The 18,288-nt window shown below is 65.1% G+C and carries 19 protein-coding genes; 13 read left to right on the top strand and 6 right to left on the bottom strand.

The window, feature by feature from the left end; all coding sequences use genetic code 11:
• Positions 1-109 precede the first annotated feature (109 nt).
• The 9 genes from lptF to ASG57_RS00440 all read left to right on the top strand — a co-directional run bounded on the left by lptF (position 110) and on the right by ASG57_RS00440 (position 10,052).
• Positions 110-1,279, top strand: a complete 1,170-nt coding sequence (lptF, locus tag ASG57_RS00480) for an LPS export ABC transporter permease LptF (RefSeq protein WP_024338105.1) — start codon at positions 110-112, stop codon at positions 1,277-1,279.
• Entirely contained in the window at positions 1,276-2,373 is a 1,098-nt protein-coding gene (lptG, locus tag ASG57_RS00475) for an LPS export ABC transporter permease LptG (protein WP_024338106.1), read from the top strand. Before lptF ends, lptG begins: the two co-directional genes overlap by 4 nt.
• On the top strand, positions 2,373-4,859 hold the full coding sequence (locus tag ASG57_RS00470; protein ID WP_024338107.1) for an LPS-assembly protein LptD: 2,487 nt from the start codon (positions 2,373-2,375) through the stop codon (positions 4,857-4,859). Before lptG ends, ASG57_RS00470 begins: the two co-directional genes overlap by 1 nt.
• A gap of 59 nt (positions 4,860-4,918) precedes the next feature.
• Complete coding sequence (locus ASG57_RS00465) at positions 4,919-5,854, top strand: peptidylprolyl isomerase (protein ID WP_024338108.1); 936 nt, start codon at positions 4,919-4,921, stop codon at positions 5,852-5,854.
• On the top strand, positions 5,854-6,879 hold the full coding sequence (gene pdxA, locus ASG57_RS00460; protein WP_024338109.1) for a 4-hydroxythreonine-4-phosphate dehydrogenase PdxA: 1,026 nt from the start codon (positions 5,854-5,856) through the stop codon (positions 6,877-6,879). The genes ASG57_RS00465 and pdxA overlap by 1 nt, the downstream gene beginning before the upstream one ends.
• A complete protein-coding gene (rsmA, locus tag ASG57_RS00455; RefSeq protein ID WP_024338110.1) occupies positions 6,879-7,733 on the top strand; it encodes a 16S rRNA (adenine(1518)-N(6)/adenine(1519)-N(6))-dimethyltransferase RsmA in 855 nt (284 codons plus the stop codon). The genes pdxA and rsmA overlap by 1 nt, the downstream gene beginning before the upstream one ends.
• Before the next feature lie 25 nt (positions 7,734-7,758).
• Positions 7,759-8,817: an alcohol dehydrogenase gene (locus ASG57_RS00450; protein WP_024338111.1), complete on the top strand. Its 1,059-nt coding sequence runs from the start codon at positions 7,759-7,761 to the stop codon at positions 8,815-8,817.
• A 76-nt stretch (positions 8,818-8,893) separates the two neighbouring features.
• Entirely contained in the window at positions 8,894-9,130 is a 237-nt protein-coding gene (locus ASG57_RS00445; protein ID WP_024338112.1) for a hypothetical protein, read from the top strand.
• A 205-nt stretch (positions 9,131-9,335) separates the two neighbouring features.
• Positions 9,336-10,052 (top strand): Crp/Fnr family transcriptional regulator, encoded by a 717-nt coding sequence (locus tag ASG57_RS00440; protein ID WP_024338113.1) that lies wholly within the window; start codon positions 9,336-9,338, stop codon positions 10,050-10,052.
• Positions 10,053-10,065: 13 nt separating this feature from the next.
• Here ASG57_RS00440 and ASG57_RS00435 read toward each other — a convergent pair whose 3' ends face one another.
• Complete coding sequence (locus ASG57_RS00435; protein ID WP_024338114.1) at positions 10,066-10,803, bottom strand: Crp/Fnr family transcriptional regulator; 738 nt, start codon at positions 10,801-10,803, stop codon at positions 10,066-10,068.
• 154 nt (positions 10,804-10,957) lie between these two features.
• Between ASG57_RS00435 and ASG57_RS00430 the strand changes: the two genes are divergently transcribed.
• Both ASG57_RS00430 and ASG57_RS00425 read left to right on the top strand, forming a co-directional pair.
• Complete coding sequence (locus tag ASG57_RS00430) at positions 10,958-11,197, top strand: hypothetical protein (RefSeq protein ID WP_024338115.1); 240 nt, start codon at positions 10,958-10,960, stop codon at positions 11,195-11,197.
• A gap of 17 nt (positions 11,198-11,214) precedes the next feature.
• Positions 11,215-11,916: a Crp/Fnr family transcriptional regulator gene (locus ASG57_RS00425; RefSeq protein WP_057195490.1), complete on the top strand. Its 702-nt coding sequence runs from the start codon at positions 11,215-11,217 to the stop codon at positions 11,914-11,916.
• Between the two features lie 18 nt (positions 11,917-11,934).
• Here ASG57_RS00425 and ASG57_RS38510 read toward each other — a convergent pair whose 3' ends face one another.
• Positions 11,935-12,222 carry a hypothetical protein gene (locus tag ASG57_RS38510; protein WP_024338117.1) on the bottom strand — a complete coding sequence of 96 codons (288 nt, stop codon included), beginning with the start codon at positions 12,220-12,222 and terminating at the stop codon, positions 11,935-11,937.
• Positions 12,223-12,304: 82 nt separating this feature from the next.
• The gene (locus ASG57_RS37455) at positions 12,305-12,496 is read right to left on the bottom strand and encodes a hypothetical protein (protein WP_155251388.1); all 192 of its coding nucleotides are present in this window, start codon (positions 12,494-12,496) and stop codon (positions 12,305-12,307) included.
• A gap of 174 nt (positions 12,497-12,670) precedes the next feature.
• On the opposite strand from ASG57_RS37455, the gene ASG57_RS37450 reads away from it, so the two are divergent.
• Positions 12,671-13,339: a helix-turn-helix transcriptional regulator gene (locus tag ASG57_RS37450; RefSeq protein WP_155251389.1), complete on the top strand. Its 669-nt coding sequence runs from the start codon at positions 12,671-12,673 to the stop codon at positions 13,337-13,339.
• A 762-nt stretch (positions 13,340-14,101) separates the two neighbouring features.
• The gene (locus ASG57_RS00410; protein WP_024338119.1) at positions 14,102-15,346 is read left to right on the top strand and encodes a hypothetical protein; all 1,245 of its coding nucleotides are present in this window, start codon (positions 14,102-14,104) and stop codon (positions 15,344-15,346) included.
• On the opposite strand, the gene gmk is transcribed toward ASG57_RS00410, so the two are convergent.
• The 3 genes from gmk to mltG all read right to left on the bottom strand — a co-directional run bounded on the left by gmk (position 15,279) and on the right by mltG (position 18,221).
• Entirely contained in the window at positions 15,279-15,938 is a 660-nt protein-coding gene (gene gmk, locus ASG57_RS00405) for a guanylate kinase (RefSeq protein ID WP_024338120.1), read from the bottom strand. The two genes, ASG57_RS00410 and gmk, sit on opposite strands and share 68 nt — an antisense overlap.
• Positions 15,939-15,941: 3 nt before the next feature.
• A complete protein-coding gene (locus ASG57_RS00400) occupies positions 15,942-16,829 on the bottom strand; it encodes a YicC/YloC family endoribonuclease (RefSeq protein WP_024338121.1) in 888 nt (295 codons plus the stop codon).
• A 114-nt stretch (positions 16,830-16,943) separates the two neighbouring features.
• Positions 16,944-18,221 carry an endolytic transglycosylase MltG gene (mltG, locus tag ASG57_RS00395; RefSeq protein ID WP_024338122.1) on the bottom strand — a complete coding sequence of 426 codons (1,278 nt, stop codon included), beginning with the start codon at positions 18,219-18,221 and terminating at the stop codon, positions 16,944-16,946.
• Positions 18,222-18,288: the final 67 nt, after the last annotated feature.

The raw sequence follows: 18,288 nt of genomic DNA, 5'->3' as shown, positions 1-18,288 counted from the left end.
GCGTGGCGGAAGAGGTTTCGCCCAACCTTGGGGATCCCCGTCGGGGATTGGTTGGGCGGCACGGGTTCCGGCCGGCATCGGGGTCTTGGTGGGATTCGTGCGGTAGCGCATGGGGTCGATCGACAGGTATATCTTCCGCACGACGCTGGCGTCGTTTGCGCTCGTCCTGGTCAGCCTCACCGGCGTGATCTGGATCACGCAGGCGCTGCGCGGCATCGACCTGATGACGAGCCAGGGGCAGACCATCCTCACCTTCCTCGGCATCACCAGCCTCGTTATCCCGGCACTGGTGCTGATCATCTCGCCGATCGCGCTGATGATCGCGATCTCGCACACACTGAACAAGCTCGCGACTGATTCCGAGATCATCGTGATGAACGCGGCGGGCTTCTCACCCTTCCGGCTGTTCTATCCGTTCTTCTACGCCACCTGCGTCGTGGCGCTGCTGGTCGCCTTCATCGCGGCCTATCTCGCCCCCGACGGCATGCGCCGGATCAAGCAGTGGGATGCCGAGATCACCGCCGACGTGCTCACCAACATCTTGCAGCCCGGTCGCTTCGCTCAGCTCGACAAGAACCTGACGATCCGGATCCGCGAACGCCAGCCCGGTGGCATTCTCGCCGGCATCTTCATCGACGACCGCCGCGACCCGAACGAGCGCGTTTCGATCGTGGCCGAGCACGGCGAGATCGTGAAGAACGAGACCGGATCGTTCCTGGTGCTGGAGACCGGCAATCTCCAGCGCTTCGAGGCCGGCAAGCGCGATCCGGCACTGGTGGCCTTCGGCCGCTATGGCTTCGACATGTCGAAATTCTCGGGCCAGGGCCGCGACGTCACCCTCGGCATCCGCGAGCGCTATCTGTGGGAGCTGTTCTCGCCCTCCGAGGACGATCCCGTCTACAAGCAGATTCCCGGGCAGTTCCGCTCGGCGCTGCACGACAGCATCCTCGCACCGGTCTATCCCTTCGTTTTCGCGGTGCTGACGTTCGCGTTCCTGGGCGCGCCGCGCACCACCCGCCAAAGTCGCAATTTCTCGATCGGCTCCTCGATCCTCGCCGTGTTCGGCCTGCGCATGGCCGGCTTCGCCTGTTCGGTCATGGCGGTGAAGTCGCCGGGCGCGGTGCTGGTCCAATACGCGATGGTCGCAGGCGGGATCGGCATCGGGCTCGCCATGATCATCGGCGGCGTGGTGGTCGAGCCGCCTCCTGGCCTGATGGAGGCGATCAACAGATCGAATGCACGGATCGCGCGGCTGTTCGGACGTCCGGCCGCCGCATGAGCATGCTCACCAATACGCTCGGGCGCTATTTCGCCGGCCGCTTCGTGGTCGCGGCGCTCGGCGTGTTCGGCGGCATTTTCCTGCTGCTGGTGCTGGTCGACTACATCGAGATGGTGCGCAAGACCTCGGGCCTGGCATCCGCCTCGGCGATCATGGTGGCCGAGACCTCGCTGTTCCGGGTGCCGCAGCTCCTGGAGAAGCTGACGCCGTTCTGCATGCTGATCGGCGCCATGACGTGCTACCTCGCCCTCTCCCGCCGGCTCGAGCTCGTGGTGGCGCGCGCCGCCGGCATTTCCGCCTGGCAGTTCATCGCACCGGCGCTCGGCAGCGCGCTGCTGATCGGGGTGATCGCCACCGTCGCCTACAATCCGATGTCGGCGAACCTGCGCGAGCTGTCCAAGCGCATGGAGGCCGAGCTGTTCGGCTCGGCGCCCGGCGGCGGCATCCAGGACGCCTCCGGCTTCTGGCTCAATCAGGTGACCAGCGACGGCCAGACCATCATCAATGCGGCGCGCAGTGAGCAGCAGGGCATCCGACTCACGGGGCTCACGCTGTTCCGGTTTGACCCGGACCAGCACTTCAAGGAGCGGGTCGAGGCACGCGAGGCGACGCTCGAGGCCGGCCGCTGGGTGTTCAAGGGTGTCCGCCGCTTCTCGCTGGACGCACCGCCCATCGACCAGGCCAGCCTGGAGATTCCGACCACGTTGACCGAGGCACAGGTCCGCAACAGCTTTTCCACCCCCGAGACTGTGTCCTTTTGGCAACTACCGAGCTACATCCGCTCCTCCGAAAGCTCAGGCTTCGCGACAGCCGGATACCGACTCCAGTATCAGAAGCTGCTGGCGCAGCCGTTTTTGCTGGCGGCCATGGTGATGCTGGCGGCTTCCGTATCGCTGCGCTTCTTCCGGATGGGCGGCGTGCAGAAGATGGTTTTGAGTGGCGTGGGCGCAGGCTTTCTGCTCTACGTTCTGTCGAAAGTAACTGAGGATTTGAGCAAGGCTGAGTTGATGCATCCGATCGCTGCGGCGTGGCTGCCCGTTGTGGTGGGCGGCCTCACCGGCTTTTTGGCCTTGCTCTATCTGGAGGACGGATAGTGACTGCCGTCCGCCGAGGGCTCGTGTCTCGTTTGACGCGGCGCACATCAGTGCGCGCGAACGGGTGCGGTTTGTCCGTCCGCAGACTCCTGATTGCTGCCGTCGCTGCGGCCTCGCTCGGCGGGCTGATCGACGTTGCAGCCGTGACGCCGTCCCACGCCCAGTACACGTATAACCCGCTGCCGCCGCGTCCGAAGCCGCCGAGGGCCCCCAACGACAACCAGATGCTGGTTCAGGCGACCGAGGTCAATTACGACTACAACAACTCGCGCGTCTCCGCGGTCGGTAACGTCCAGCTGTTCTACAACGGCACGAGCGTCGAGGCCGACCGGGTCATTTACGACCAGAAGACCAAGCGGCTGCACGCCGAAGGTAACATCCGCATGACGGATGCCGACGGCAAGATCACCTATGCCGAGATCCTGGATCTCTCCGACGATTACCGCGACGGTTTCGTGGATTCGTTGCGCGTGGACACCGCCGACCAGACCCGCATGGCCGCGAGCCGCGCCGACCGCTCCAGCGGCAACTACACCGTGTTCGAGAACGGCGTCTACACGGCTTGCGCGCCGTGTAAGGACGACCCGAAGAAGCCACCGCTGTGGCAGGTCAAGGGTGCGCGCATCATCCACGACCAGCAGGAGAAGATGCTGTATTTCGAGACGGCACAGATCGAATTCTTCGGCGTGCCGCTCGCCTACATGCCTTATTTCTCGACGCCCGACCCGACCGTGAAGCGTAAGTCCGGCTTCCTGATGCCGGGTTATATTTCCGGCACCGACAACACGGGCTATGGCGTCGAGGTTCCCTATTATTGGGCGATTGCGCCCGACATGGACGCAACCATCACCCCCCGCTTCTTGTCTCGGCAAGGCGTGCTGATGCAGGGCGAATTCCGCCAGCGCCTGATCGACGGCGCGTACCAGATCCGCGCTTACGGCATCAACCAGCTCGATCCCGGAGCATTCGCCGGGCAGCCCGGCGACCGCGATTTCCGCGGCGCCATCGACACCAAGGGTCAGTTCGCGCTGAACGACAAATGGGTCTGGGGCTGGGACGGCGTCCTGATGTCCGACTATTATTTCTTCTCGGACTACCGGCTCTACCAGTACCGCGATCCGCTCGGCTCGTTCCTGTTGCTGCCGACGGAAGCGCTGTCGCAGCTCTATCTGACCGGCGTCGGCAACCGCAGCTTCTTCGATGCGCGCACGATGTACTGGCTGAGCTATTCGGGCAACCAGAGCCAGGTGCCGATCGTCTATCCGGTGATCGACTACTCCAACGTGCTCAATTATCCGGTCTTCGGCGGCGAGTTCAGCTACAAGACCAATTTCGTGAACCTGTCGCGTGACGAGGCGGTGTTCGATCCGATCACGACGGTCGCCAACACCAACAGCCTCTGCACCACGGCGTCGGCCGATCCGCTGGCCCGGATGCCCTCGCAATGCCTGCTGCGCGGCTTCCCGGGCACCTACACCCGCCTCACGGCGGAAGCGCAGTGGCGCAGATCCTTCACCGATCCGTTCGGCCAGATCTGGACGCCGTTCGCCAGCCTGCGCGCCGATGCGATCAACTCCTCGGTCTCCAACCAGCCCGGCGTATCGAACTACCTGCCCGTCGGCGACACCCAGGCGTTCCGCCTGATGCCGACCGTGGGCCTGGAGTACCGCTATCCCTTCATCAACATTCAGCCCTGGGGCTCGACCACCGTCGAGCCGATCGCGCAGGTCATCATCCGGCCGAACGAGACCTATGCCGGCAGGCTGCCGAACGAGGATGCCCAGAGCCTGGTGTTCGACGCCTCGAACCTGTTCAGCGTCGACAAGTTCTCCGGCTACGACCGTGTCGAGGGCGGCGGGCGCGCCAATGTCGGCGTGCAGTCCACCACGCAGTTCGATAGGGGCGGTGCCGTCAAGGTGCTGTTCGGCCAGTCCTATCACCTGTTCGGCCTGAACTCCTTCGCGGTCCAGGACACCATCAACACCGGCCTCAATTCCGGCCTTGACAAGCCGCGGTCCGATTACGTCGCGAGCGCAAGCTACTCGCCCAACAGCACCTACACATTCAGCATCCGCTCCCGCATGGACGAGCAGACCTGGAACGTGCAGCGCTTCGAGGCGGAGGGCCGCGCCAACTTCAATCGCTGGTCGGTCAGCATGCTCTACGGCAATTACGCGCCGCAGCCGGAGCTCGGCTATCTGACGCGCCGCGAGGGCATCCTGACCACGGGCTCGCTGAAGGTCGCTGCCAACTGGGTGGTGTCGGGCTCGGCGCGCTGGGACCTCGAGGCCAACAAGATCAACCAGTATGTGCTCGGTGCCGGCTATGTCGACGATTGCTTCGTGCTGGCGGCGAACTATGTAACTTCGTATAGGTATTCCGCGGGTACCGCACCGCCCACGCTGAGCCACGCGTTCATGTTCCAAATCGGTCTGCGCACGCTGGCGAACTCGTCGACGACCAGCAGTTCCGCCGGCCTCCAGTGAACGGTTTGAGGTGCCGGCCGCGTTTGCCCCGTCAACGCGACTGACATGCGAGCGACATCATGATGATCCCATTGCCTGTCTTCCGCCTCCTTCTCGCTATCTGTGCCGGACTGATGCTGACCGGCCTGCCCTCGCCATTGCGCGCGCAGAACATCGTCGTCATGGTCAATGGCGATCCGATCACCGATTTCGACATCGAGCAGCGCACCAAGCTCACCCAGCTGACGACGCAGAAGACCCCGAGCCGGCAGGAGGTCATCAATTCGCTGATCGACGACAAGGTGAAGCTCAAGGAAGGCAGAAAGTACGGTGTCGATCCCGGCGTTTCCGACATCAACCAGTCCTACGAGGGCATGGCGCAGCGCATGCGCATCACGCCGGAACAGCTCACCAAGTCGCTCGAATCCAAGGGCGTCCGCCCGGAGACGCTGAAGGGCCGCATGAAGGCCGAGATGGTCTGGACCAGCCTGGTGCGCGGCCGCTACAAGGAGCGCCTCCAGGTCGGCGAGCGCGACGTCGCGCAAGCCGTGCAGGCCCAGACCGGCGAGAAACTCCAGATCGAGGGCACCGAGTACAAGATGCAGCCGATCGTCCTGATCGTGCCGCGCGGCTCGTCGGCGACGTTCCTGGAAACGCGGAAGAAGGAAGCCGAGGCCTATCGCGCCCGGATCGGAAGCTGCGAGGAAGCCAACTCGCTGTTTCGCTCGACCCCGAACGCCACCATCCGCGACACCGTCACCAAGACCACGGCTGAACTGCCCGAGCCGCTGCGCAAGGTACTCGACGATACGCCGATCGGCCACCTGACCGCGCCCGAGATGACCAAGAACGGCATCGAGATGGTGGTGCTGTGCTCGCGCAAGCCGACCATGATCGACACGCCGAAAAAGCGCGAGGTTCGCGAGAAGATGTATCAGGAGAAGTACGAGAAGACCCAGAAGGCCTATCTCGAAGAGCTCCGCAAGGCGGCGATGATCGAATATCGCAACCGCTGATGGCCGAGCCTTCTTCAGAGCGCCCGGCAAAGCCCCTTGCCCTGACCCTGGGAGAGCCCGCCGGGATCGGCCCCGACATCACGATCGCGGCCTGGCTCAAGCGCCGCGAACTGAACCTGCCGGCCTTCTACCTGCTCGGCGACGAGGACCTGATCGCGCGGCGTGCCAAGGTGCTCGGCGCCAACATCAGGATCGCCGGGGTGAGCCCCAGCGATGCCGCTTCCGCTTTCACTGACGCCCTTCCCGTGGTCGCGACCGGCGAGCGCGCGAGCGCCGAGCCCGGCAAGCCCGACACTTCCAGTGCGCCGGCCGCGCTCGCCTCGATCCGGCAGGCGGTCACCGACGTTCGCGCGGGTCGCGCCGGCGCCATCGTCACCAACCCCATCGCAAAGAGCGTGCTTTACCGCGCCGGCTTCCGTCATCCCGGGCACACCGAGTTCCTCGCCGAGCTCGCGGCGGAGAACGGCCGCGTGCCGCAGCCGGTGATGATGCTGTGGTCGCCACAGCTCGCCGTGGTGCCCGTCACCATCCACGTCTCGATCCGCGATGCGCTGGGAGAACTCACTAGCGAGCTGATCGTCTCGACCGTTCGCATCGTCGCCACCGCACTGAAAGCCCGCTTCGGCATCGCAAAGCCGCGCATCGCGGTCTCGGGCCTCAATCCGCACGCCGGTGAGGACGGCTCGCTCGGCCACGAGGAGCAGACCGTGATCGCCCCGGCGCTGAAGGTGCTGCGCAACGACGGCATCGAGGTCAGGGGCCCGCTGCCGGCCGACACCATGTTCCACGCGGCCGCGCGACAGACCTACGACTGCGCGGTCTGCATGTATCACGACCAGGCACTGATCCCGGTCAAGACGGTCGCCTTCGACGACGCCGTCAACGTCACGCTCGGCCTGCCCTTCGTCCGCACCTCGCCCGATCACGGCACCGCCTTCGACATCGCGGGGACGGCCAAGGCCAATCCCGCCAGCCTGATCGCGGCGCTCAAGCTTGCGAGCCGCATGGCCGCTTCCCAAGGCTGATGAGCGCGATCGACGACCTCCCGCCGCTCCGCGAGGTCATTCGCCAGCATGCCCTCTCGGCCCGGAAATCGCTCGGCCAGAACTTCCTGCTCGACCTCAACCTGACCGCACGCATCGCGCGCGCCGCCGCACCGCTGGACGAAGCGACCATCGTCGAGATCGGCCCCGGCCCGGGCGGGCTGACGCGCGCCTTGCTCGCGCTTGGTGCCCGCCGCGTCATTGCCATTGAGCACGACGAGCGCGCAATTCCGGCGTTGCAGGATATTTCCACACGCTACCCCGGTAGGCTCGAGATCGTGCATGGCGATGCCATGACCTTCGATCCGCGCCCGCTGCTCTCGGGCGAACGTACGAAGATCGTCGCCAATCTGCCTTACAACATCGCAACCCAGCTTCTCATCAACTGGCTCACCGTCGAGCCGTGGCCGCCTTGGTACGAGATGATGGTCCTGATGTTCCAGCGCGAGGTCGGCGAGCGCATCGTGGCGCGCGAGGACGAAGAGGCCTATGGCCGGCTCGGCGTGCTCGCCAACTGGCGCTGCGAGACCAAGATCCTGTTCGACATTTCACCGTCCGCCTTCGTGCCGCCGCCGAAGGTCACCTCTTCCGTCGTGCGTCTCGTGCCGCGCCCAGAACCCCTGCCGTGCGATCGCAGGCTGCTGGAGCAGGTCGCAGCCGCGGCGTTCGGCCAGCGCCGCAAGATGCTGCGGCAGAGCCTGAAGCCGCTGGGCGTCGATCCCGCGCGGCTCGCGCAAGCTGCGGGCGTCGATGCGACGCGGCGCGCCGAGACAATTCCGATCGCCGGCTTTGTTGCCATGGCGCGTGAATTGGCGGATATACGCAGCGAAACGTGACAATCAGAATTTCGGAGGAAGAAATATGGCGCTGATGCGCAGGCAATCCCTGGTCAAGTTCGATGCGCCCTTGTGCGAGACCATCGTCGACACGCCCAAGCCGCAAGGCCGCGAGGTGCTGGTTCGCATCGAACGCTGCGGCCTTTGCCATTCCGACCTGCACATCCAGGACGGCTATGCCGATCTCGGCGGCGGCAAGAAGCTCGACACCACGCGCGGCATGACGCTGCCCTTCACGCTCGGCCACGAGATCGCCGGCATCGTCGATGAAGTCGGCCCCGACGTGCCGGCAAGCCTCGTCGGCGCCAAGAAGGCCGTCTTCCCGTGGATCGGCTGCGGCCAGTGCCGCGACTGCGCCAACGGCGACGAGAACCTTTGTGTGAAGCAGCGCTTCCTCGGCGTCTCCATTGACGGCGGCTTCGCCACCCACGTGCTGGTACCCGACGCGAAGTATCTGCTCGACTACGATCCCCTCCCCGTCAACCAGGCCGCGACACTGATGTGCTCCGGCGTCACCGCCTACGGCGCACTCAAGCGCCTGGTCGATCGCCCGCGCCAACGCAATCTCTTGCTGATCGGCCTCGGCGGCGTCGGCATGATGGGCCTGTCGTTCGCGCAGGCCATGTTCAAGCAGCCGATCACCGTCGCGGATCTCAGCCCGGCCGCGCGCGACACCGCGCTGAAGAACGGCGCCGCCGTCGCGTACGACCCAGCCGAGCCCGACGTGATCAAGCGCATCCTCAAGGAGACCGAGGGCGGCTTCGACGAGATCGTGGATTTCGCGGGCAACGAGAAGTCGATGGCCTTCGCGGTCGCAGTCGCCGCGCGCGGCGGCAAGATCGTGGTCTCCGGCCTGATGGGCGGCCAGTTTACCCTGCCCATGGTGCAATGGGTCTATAAGCGCATGACCATCGAAGGTTTCATGGTCGGCACGTTGGCCGAGGCGCACGAGCTGATGGCGCTGGCACGCGCCGGCAAGATCAAGCCGACGCCGATGCGCGAGGAGCCGATGGGCGATGTCCAGAAATGGATCGACGAATTGCGCGCCGGCAAGGTCGTCGGCCGCATCGTGCTGAAGAACTGACTGACGCCAGCGGCGGGCCTGGCACAAGTCTCGCCCGCCGCACGGAACGCCTGCGGGCCCGCCGCGTTGGCAGCGCATGTCTATTCGCTGTACCGTCGAAAGCGCATTCTTTATCGCCTGGGGCTGCCTGGAGAAGAGCGGCGAGCTCGGCCCCCCCGACGCGAGCGCAAATCTTCTGCTCGATGCCATCGAAGCGCAGCTCCGGACCGGCGAGCGCCGAGACTTGATGCTCGCCAACAAGGCCATCGATGCCTATCGCGCGCACGCGGCACAAGACCGATCCTTGCGGGACTGCGAAGCGCACTTCGGATAATGTTCGTTGCCGCCCGTCGGGCCCTCCGGCCCTAGCGGCGTTCGGCTGTAGCCGTGATGTCAGCGATCGCCCAAGATCCCGGAAGCCGAAAGCGAAAGTTTTGTAACGGCTGAACATCCGTTGTGTGCACTTTGGAACCGTCGGTTCCGCCGCGGAAACGTAGGTTGCACGCTGGCGCCGATTCCCGGCCCCAAGAGAACCCAACGTGACCGGTCGGCCCCAGAACGATCTGCTCCGGCAGCTCAACCATCAGGATTTCGAGCTGCTCGCGCCTCACCTCCAGCCGGTCGAAGTCGAAACGAGCCATATCCTGCACCACGCCGGAGACGGCATGGCTGCAGTTCATTTTCCCTGCGGTCCCACGCTCGTGTCGTTCGCCGTGCCAGTCGAGGACGATCGCGAGGTCGAGAGCCTGCTGGTCGGGCGCGAGGGAGCGGTGGGCATTGCCTCCGGCCGCACCCCTTCGCTCGCCTATTCGCGCATCGTCGTGAAGCTCGGCGGCACGCTCTTCCGTCTGCCGCTCCGCGCATTCGAGCAGGCGCAGCAGAGGTCGGCGACACTCCAGGAGTCCTTCTCGCGCTATGCCGACTGCCAGTTCGCGCAGTTGCTGCAGACCGCAGCCTGCAACGCGGCACACTCGATCGAGCAGCGCGCTGCCAAGTGGATCATCTCGGCCCAGGAACGTGTCGGTGGCGCCGAAATTCCCCTCACCCATGAGCAGCTCGCAGGCATGCTCGGCGTCTCCCGCAGCTATGCCAGCCGCGTCATCCAGATGTTCAAGGCAAGGCGCATCCTCGCGACCCGCCGCGGCGCCATCCTGATCCTCGACGCGGCAGCGCTCGAAGCAAGAGCCTGCTCCTGCAACGACTGGGTGAAGAAGCATTTCGACGAAGTGCTGGGCGCGGCAATTGCCGGCGGTTAGCAATCCTCCAACGTCACGCCCGCGGCGACGACTGCCGCTTAAGGTGCAGATAGGCCGGACTGAAATCGCCGAGCCGCTGCAGCTCGCGCCATTTCAGCACGACGAGCTCGCCCTCGCGCAGGTCCATGGCTCCGCTCCGCCGAAGGTCGGCGAGTGTCCGGTTCACCGTCGCGATCGCCATGCCCAGCGTCTCGCCGAGTTGGCCCAGGCTGATCGGCACGGGGCAGCGATTGCCGCGGACCAGTTGCGCCGCGCGGGCGCGGTAGAACAGCTCGCAGAAGAGGTGCGCCATCCGCGTCTGCATGGACCGGGCGCTGTTGTTGGTGATGGCCTCCCGAAAGATCGCTGCGTCGAGCAGCGTCTCACGCCAGACGGCCAGCCCAAAGTTCGGCCGCCGCCGGAACGCGACGAACAATTCGCGATGCGGGATGAACGCGACCGTGGCCGGGCCGAGCGCACTGAGCCCGTGATCCATCTGGTCGATGAACAGGCCCTGCGCATCCGGCAGGTCGCCGGTGAGGTGAAACGCCAGGTATTGCCGCCGCCCGCTGCCGAGCAGGTGGTAGCGCGCGACCATGCCAGAGACCACCAGCGCCGAATGCTCGGGTTCGTCGCCCTGGCGGATGAAATCCTCATTGGGGTCGAAATCGCGCAGCGTGAAGGTGAGCGCGCGGATCTCCGCGATATCCTCCTGTGCGAGTTCGGTGTGCTCGCCGAGGTTCCGGATCAGCACGTCTTGGGCTCTTTCCATGGGGCCGCCAAAATGGCGCCGGTCTATCAAATGATACGTCCGGCTCGGGTTCAGCGGACTAGAACGCGGATCGGAAGCACAGGTTGCTAGCCGACCAGCGCCCCATCAGTCGCATCCCGTTCCGTTGCCCTCGACGCGAGCCGAGCCGCCCTTCATGAGCCCTACGACGATCCTGGAGCGCATCCGTAGCCTGTTCCCGCCCCGGGCGAGCGAGCACCTCGACAGCATCGGCGATGCCTTCGAGAACGGCATGATGAAGGAGCCGATCCGGCCGATGTCCGATCAGGAACTCGCCCGCGCCATCCGCGAGTTCCGCGCCGCGCCGGCCTCCGACTGGACCATCGCAAAACTCTCGCGGCGCTCCGTCGGGGCGTCGGTGCCGCGGGACGCCTGAACCAGCACGCGAGACTCATGCCGTATTCGAAGTTCATCGCGCGTCTCCAGGCGATCGAAGGCCTATCGGAGGAGGAACGCCGGCAGGTGGCCGCCCTGCCTTCTGCGCTGCGCCAGGTCGCCGACGGCGAGATCGTGCTGCGCCAGGGCGAGTCTGCCTCGCGCTGCGTGTTCGTCGTCAGCGGCTTCCTCTACCAGGCGCGCATCGTCGGCGACCGCAGCCAGATCCTCGCGTTCCACGTTCCCGGCGACATGCCCTGCCTGCACACGCTGCTGGTCTCGCCGATGGATGCGGATCTGGTCGGACTCGGACCGACCATCGTCGGCACGGTCGCACACAGCCAGCTCAAGCAGTTGCTCGACGACTCCATCCATCTGACCCGCGCCTTCTGGCGCGAGACGCTGATCGACGCGGCAATCTCGCGGCAATGGATCGCGCGCCTCGGCGCACAGGCAGCGCTGCCCAAGGTGGCACATCTCATCTGCGAGCTCGCCGCAAGGCTGGAGGTCGTCGGCCTTGTCAAGGACGGCTGCTTCCAGATGCCTATGACGCAGCGCCACGTTGCGGACGCCTGCGGATTGTCGATCGTCCACGTCAATCGCACCATCCAGGAGCTGAGGCATCGTGAATTGATTGCCTGGGAAGGCAGCGAAATCGAGCTGCTTCAGTCGGATGAGCTGCGCAGGTTAGCGGATTTCAGGCCTGACTATCTGAGCTGAGCGCGCGTAGACGTGTGATTACCCCCCTCCACGCGGCTTTGTCCGCCAGGCGCTGAGCAGCGTGCCGCCGCTCCCCATCACGGGATCCGTCTTCGGCCTCCGAACCTTCGCGATGCCGCCCGGCGGGGCAATGAAGAAATCCGGCTCGAAGACAATCGTGTAGCCGAACCGCGGCTCGCCGCCGCGCCGGCGAGCCGAACATCGCGGCAAGGATGCAAATGGCCGACTCATCCCATAGGAGAGCTTGACGCCCTTCTCGTATCGCTGATGATTGCGTCGCGTGGTCATTTGGCTATAGTTGGCCATTGGCTCTTTCGCACTGCGCATGAGTGGATCTGAGCATCTCGATCATCTGATTGGCCGCATCTACGAGGCCGGGCTGGTACCTTCATTGTGGCCCGAGGTCCTCAATGAAATCGGTATCGCCGTCGGCGGGAATGGCGGCCTGCTTTTTGCCGTACGCGACGGCTATGTCAGTGGGATCAATTCCGCCAACCACGACCAGACCATGCCGCTTTTCCTGAAGGAGGGATGGAGCGAGCGTGATCCGTTGCTGCCGCGTGCGGCCGCACTCAACCACGCCGGCTTCCTCGTTGATGGAGACCTTCTATCGGAGCACGAGATTGCGACCAACGACGTGTATTGCAGTTTCTATCGCAGGCACGGGATCGGCTACAGAGCCGGGACAATCATTCCAATCCCGAGCGGCGATTCGATAGCGATCGTCATGCCGCGGCATCAGGACAATGGGCCGGTGCCGCGCGACGTCGTCTTGTTTCTGGATGACTTGAGGCCGCATCTGGCTCGGGCGTCCATGACCGCAAACCGCCTTGGTTTCGAGCGCGCTCGCGCGCAGGCCGATGCTTTGCAGGCGATCGGCCTGCCCGGAGCGATATTGCGCGAAGGCGGCCGATTGCTCGCGGCAAACCGCCTGTTCGAAGCGCTGATGCCATCGCTATTTCATGACCGCGCCGAACGGTTGACTTTGACCGATGCTGCCGCGGACGGGTTGTTCTTGGCAGCGCTGGCGACTTCGTCCGTTGCTGGCAGTCGGATCGTCAAGTCCATCGCCATCGCAGCGGCGATGGATCGCGTACCGATGGTCCTGCATGTCATCCCGGTGCGCGGATCGGCGCGCGATATCTTCACGCGAGCCACTTTCATGCTCGTCGTGACTCCCGTCGATCGCGGCGCGGTACCGAGTGCGGAAGTCCTCCAAGGGCTGTTCGACCTGACGCCGGCAGAGGCCCAGGTGGCGCGTCGCGTTGCACAAGCGGAATCGCTCGACGCGCTCGCCGCGGCAATCGGCGTTGCGCGAGAGACAGTCCGCACGCAGCTCAAAGCCGTGCTTTCAAAAACCGGTCTTTCGCGCCAGCAGGAGCTCGTCAGCCTGCTCGCAGGCAAGGCATTGCGCGGCGACTAGACAGATGTTGCTGTGCATCAAACCGGGATGATTTTGCACCGGCTTCTCGCGGGTTGCGAAGTCCGCTGGCTTTGAAGTCTGTCCGGTCTGATCCCAGCACGCGTCAGTCTGGACTAGGTTTGCCTTGGTAGACCAAGCCACTTCTTCACCCAAATGGGTGAAGACACAACCCGGCGCTGTGGATCAAGTCTGTCCATGCTGAATGTTTGACGAGAAGCGGCGGCGATGGTCAGACCCGAGTTCCCGACATTTGAAGTGGTCCTGGTGCAGCGCAGGAGGAAGTGGGCCTGGAACATCTGCACCAGCCAAGGAGTGGTCGTGGTGCACGGGCGTGAACCAAATCGACGTGCCGCAAAGTACCAAGCCGAAAGAGCGCTCTTCATGCTGCTTCTGACCGCGCCCTACCGGTCGCGACTTCCTGTCTAGCGAGGCTCGCATTCAAGTCCCCGGTTGGCGGTCGTCCAGGCTGAATGGGGCAGCGGGGCATAGATCGGCGGCCCCAGCTTTCCGCGCCGCTCGGCCTTGATCGGACAATGAACCACAGCAGGCGGAACCTGCCGCGCGCCTGTGGGAAGTCATGGCCGTCGACGAGCGATCGGAGGTGGAAACCTATTGGCGACGAGCATCATCCCGCTGAGGAACCAAAGCCGCGCAGGCCCGATTCAAGCCACATCGTCTCCGGATTTGCGGCTCATTGCCACCCAACTCTTTGACCAGAAGGGGCTGGTTGAGAGTTGCGTCATGCGTAACCGGGAGACCAGGATGGGCAACCGCGCCGCAAAGTTGATTTCTACCCTCGTCGCCAGCATCGTTGCGGGCGCGCCATTAGCCGCGGTGTCGCAGAATGCGCCAACTGCTTCGAGCATGGCCAACGCGGCCCCCGACTGTCTCGCCGCGCCGAAGGACGCTGCGCCTCAGGGGCAGCACTGGTACTACCGCCTGGAGCGCACGACCAAGCGGAAATGTTGGTATCTGCGCGCTGCGGGCGACAAGGACAGCGCGAGGACCGTGCAGACCGCGCAGGTCGCGAGCGATAATGCGACGACGGATGCGCCAGTCGCGCAGCAGCAGCCGCAGCAGCAGCAGCAAGCGGTGCAGGACGCCCGGGCCGAATATCTGACCCCGCGGAGCGGCGCCGCCTCGAAGGCGCCGAACGCACCTCCGCAGCCTGCCGCCATAATGCCGGTCCAACAATCGACGGAGCAGGCCGCTGACGGCAACGCCCAGCAGCCCGCCGCCACCACGCCCTGGCCCGATGTGTCCACGGCGCCCGCTCCGCCCGCGCCGCCGCCGGCACCAACCGTGGTCGCGGCAGCTGCGCAGCCGAGCGCAAAGCCGTCAAAATCCCTGCCCCTCAGTGCGCCCGCTGCGGCGGACATCGCCGCGGACAAGTCGAACGGCTCGCTCCAGATGCTGCTGCTCGTGATCGGCGGCGCGCTTGCGCTCGCCGGAATCCTCGCCAGCGTCATCTACCGCTTGGCCGGGGCGCGCGTCCGTCTGCAGTCCACTGACCGTCACGCCTATTGGGACGATTGGGAGCCGCAGGATCAGGACGCCAGCCGCGCGCCCTGGCGCGATGCGGCTTCGGCGAACACGCTGCCACCGCGCCCCGTCGACTTCGATGCGGCACGTCCGCGAGCGGCAAAGCAGGCGACAAAGCTCGCCGCGATCAGCCGCGAGATCGCGCTTGTCGACGCGCGCAAGCGCCATGCTGCCGCCCCGACCGCAGAGCCGGAGCAGACGAGAAGCGAGGAGATCGAGGTCAAGCGGCTCGAACGCGAATTCGAGATCGGGGCTGCTTCCCCCAAGCTCGCCGCAAATGAGAGAGGCGAGAATCGCAATGAGGCGCCGACAGCTCGCGGCGCCGAGGCCGTCGACATCGACGTGATCACGACGATGCTGGAACAGCTGGCGAAGGAAGGGCCGCGCCTGTCGCGACCTAACCTTGAAGCTGACCTTGCAAACTTCGAACGAAGCCTACGAGGCCGATCCGCCGCTCGCGCTTGAGGCGTTCGGCCTTCAGGATCGACTGCACCTCGGCAAAGGCCTGGTCGACGTCGTGATTGATCACGATGTAGTCGTACTCGGCCCAGTGGCTCATCTCGTGGCTGGCGCGGCTCATGCGCTTGCGGATCACCTCGTCGGAATCCTGCGCCCGCGAATGCAGGCGCTTCTCGAGGTCGGCCGCCGAAGGCGGTAGGATAAAGACGCGAACGACGTCGACGCTCGCTTTCTGATGCAGTTGCTGTGTGCCTTGCCAGTCGATGTCGAACAGCACGTCCTGCCCAGCCGCCAGCGCCGCTTCCACTGGTGCACGCGGCGTCCCGTAGAGATTGTCAAACACGATGGCCCATTCGAGCAGTTCGCCCTGCTCCACCATCATCTCGAACTTGCGCTTGTCGACGAAGAAATAGTCACGCCCCTCGACCTCTCCGGGCCGCTTTTCGCGCGTGGTCGCCGACACCGACATCTTCAGGCCGGGCTCCCGCTCGAGCAACATCCGCGACAGCGTCGTCTTGCCCGCGCCCGAGGGCGAGGACAGCACGAACATCAATCCGCGCCGCTCGACACCGTCAATTCCGTGACCGCCCGTCGTCATCGATCACTCCAGATTCTGGACCTGCTCGCGGAACTGCTCGACAACATTCTTCAATGCGAGTCCCGTGTTGGTGAGCTCGATGTCGTTCGACTTCGAGCAGCAGGTGTTGACCTCGCGGTGAAACTCCTGCGCCAGGAAGTCGAGCTTGCGGCCGATCGGGCCGCCCCTGCCGATCAGCTCGCGCGCCTGCGCGATATGCGAAGCGATGCGGTCGAGCTCCTCGCGGATGTCGGCCTTGGTGGCGATCAGGATCGCCTCCTGCATCAGGCGGTCGGAATCGAAACGATCGGAAGTGTCGAGCAGTGCGGCAATCTGCTCGGCGAGCCTGGCCTTGATCGCCTCCGGCTTTCGGCCGGGCGAACCTTCCGCTTTCTTCGCCAGCTGCTCGATCTCGTCGACGCGCTGGGTCAGGATCTGCCCGAGCGAGGTACCCTCGCGCTTGCGCATCTCGACGAGCTCGACGAGCGCCTTGTCGAAGGCGTCGGCCGCAGCGGCACGCGCGGCCCTGTCCTCTTCCTCATCGCCCTCGGGCTCGGCAACTTCGACCACACCCTTGATGGCGAGCAACCCGTCGATGCTCGGTGCGACGGCGTCGACCTTTCCGGCGATCAGCGCGGCGGCCTTCAGGACGGCGTTGAGCACGTCCTCGTTGACGCGCACGCTGGCGGCGGCGTTGGTGCGCTTGACGTTGAGATTGGCATAGACGGTTCCGCGCGAGAGCAGCTCGCCGGCGCGCTTCTTGGCGTGGGCCTCGAGTTCGTCGAAGCCCTGCGGCAGCCGTACCCTGAGGTCAAAGCCCTTGGCATTGACCGACTTCAATTCCCATTCGAACGTGTACGGCCCGCTCGCACCGTGGCTTCGGGCAAAGCCGGTCATGGACGACAGCGCCATCAGTTCAGATTCTCCAGGAACACGGGATTCGCGAGGCCATCAAGGCACGCGAATCTTAAGACTATTTTGCCGGAAAGTGGAATCCGCAATGTCCGCAGGTAAGGGGCCGCAGACCTAGCGCTGCACCACGGGTGGCGAGGACTGCACCGCGCCCTGCCGAGCCGGTGCAGGATTGGCCGGGCGCGCCGCCGGCGGCCTCTTCTGCTGGTTGGGTCGCGCCGGCGTTGTCGCCGTCGGCGCATCGGCGGCGCCGCCCGGCGCGGCAGCGGCCGGCGGCTGCGCCTCCTCGGCCGGTTCGACCGTGTCGTTCTGGATCTGCTTCTCTATTGCGCGCAGCTTCGCAACGTTCTTCTGGTGCGCATCGTAGGTCTCGGTGAACGCATGCCCGCCGGTGCCGTCCGCGACGAAATAGAGGTCCCGGGTGCGGGCCGGGTTGGCGGCGGCCTCGAGCGAAGCGCGGCCTGGGTTGGAGATCGGACCCGGCGGCAGGCCCTCGATCACGTAGGTGTTGTAAGGCGAAGGCTGCGTGATCTCGCTGCGCTTGATCGGCCGGCCCAGGGTGCCCTTGCCTCCGACGAGACCGTAGATGATGGTCGGATCCGACTGCAGCTTGATCCTCTGCTTCAGGCGATTGACGAACACCGCGGCGACCCGGCTGCGCTCATCCGGCTTGCCGGTCTCCTTCTCGACGATCGAGGCCAGCGTCACCAATTGCTCCGGCGTCTTGATCGGAATGTCCTGATTGCGGCGTTCCCAGATCTCGGCCAGCACGCGCTTGTGCGCCTGCTGCATGCGCTGGATCACCTGCTCGCGCGTGGTGCCGCGCGGGAATTTGTAGGTCTCCGGCAGCAGCGTGCCTTCGCGCGGCAGCTCGCGCACGCTGCCGGTGAAGATCTCGTTGTCGGACAGACGCGCCACGATCTGCTCGGAGGTCAGGCCTTCGGGGATCGTAACCGCATGCTGCACCACCTTGCCTTCGACAATGGTTGCGATGACGTCGCGCAGCGAGGCGTTCTTCTGGAAGGAATATTCACCCGGCTTAAGGTCCGAGCTCGCCTTCAGCGCGGCGACGCTCGCGATGAACACCCAGGGATTGACGTCGGTCACGCCTTCCCGGTTCAGCGTCTCGGCAATGTCACGCTTGCCGGCACGCTGCGGGATGTTGACGATCTTGTCCTCTTGCAGCGGCCCGGGGGCTTCCAACACCTGCCGGCCGTAATAATAGACGCCGCCGGCACCGAGCATGGCGATCAAGAGAAGGGTGATGATGGCGTTGCCGACGACCACGAGCGGATTGCGTGCGCGGTCCGACCGCTTGGGCGGCGGCGGAAGCTGCTCAGGCTCGAGCGCTGCCCGCGGGCTCCGGGGCGAAATGGGCGGCCTTTCACTCATCGAAACAACCTGAATCCTGCCGGTTCAATCGCGGCCTGACAAACCCGCTTGCCCTGCCAAAATGCAC

It is taken from the genome of Bradyrhizobium sp. Leaf396 (assembly GCF_001424605.1).
In the GTDB taxonomy this organism is placed as follows: Bacteria; Pseudomonadota; Alphaproteobacteria; order Rhizobiales; family Xanthobacteraceae; genus Bradyrhizobium; species Bradyrhizobium japonicum_C.
Note: the sequence above shows the minus strand (reverse complement) of the source record. Positions and strands in the feature narration are given on the sequence as shown.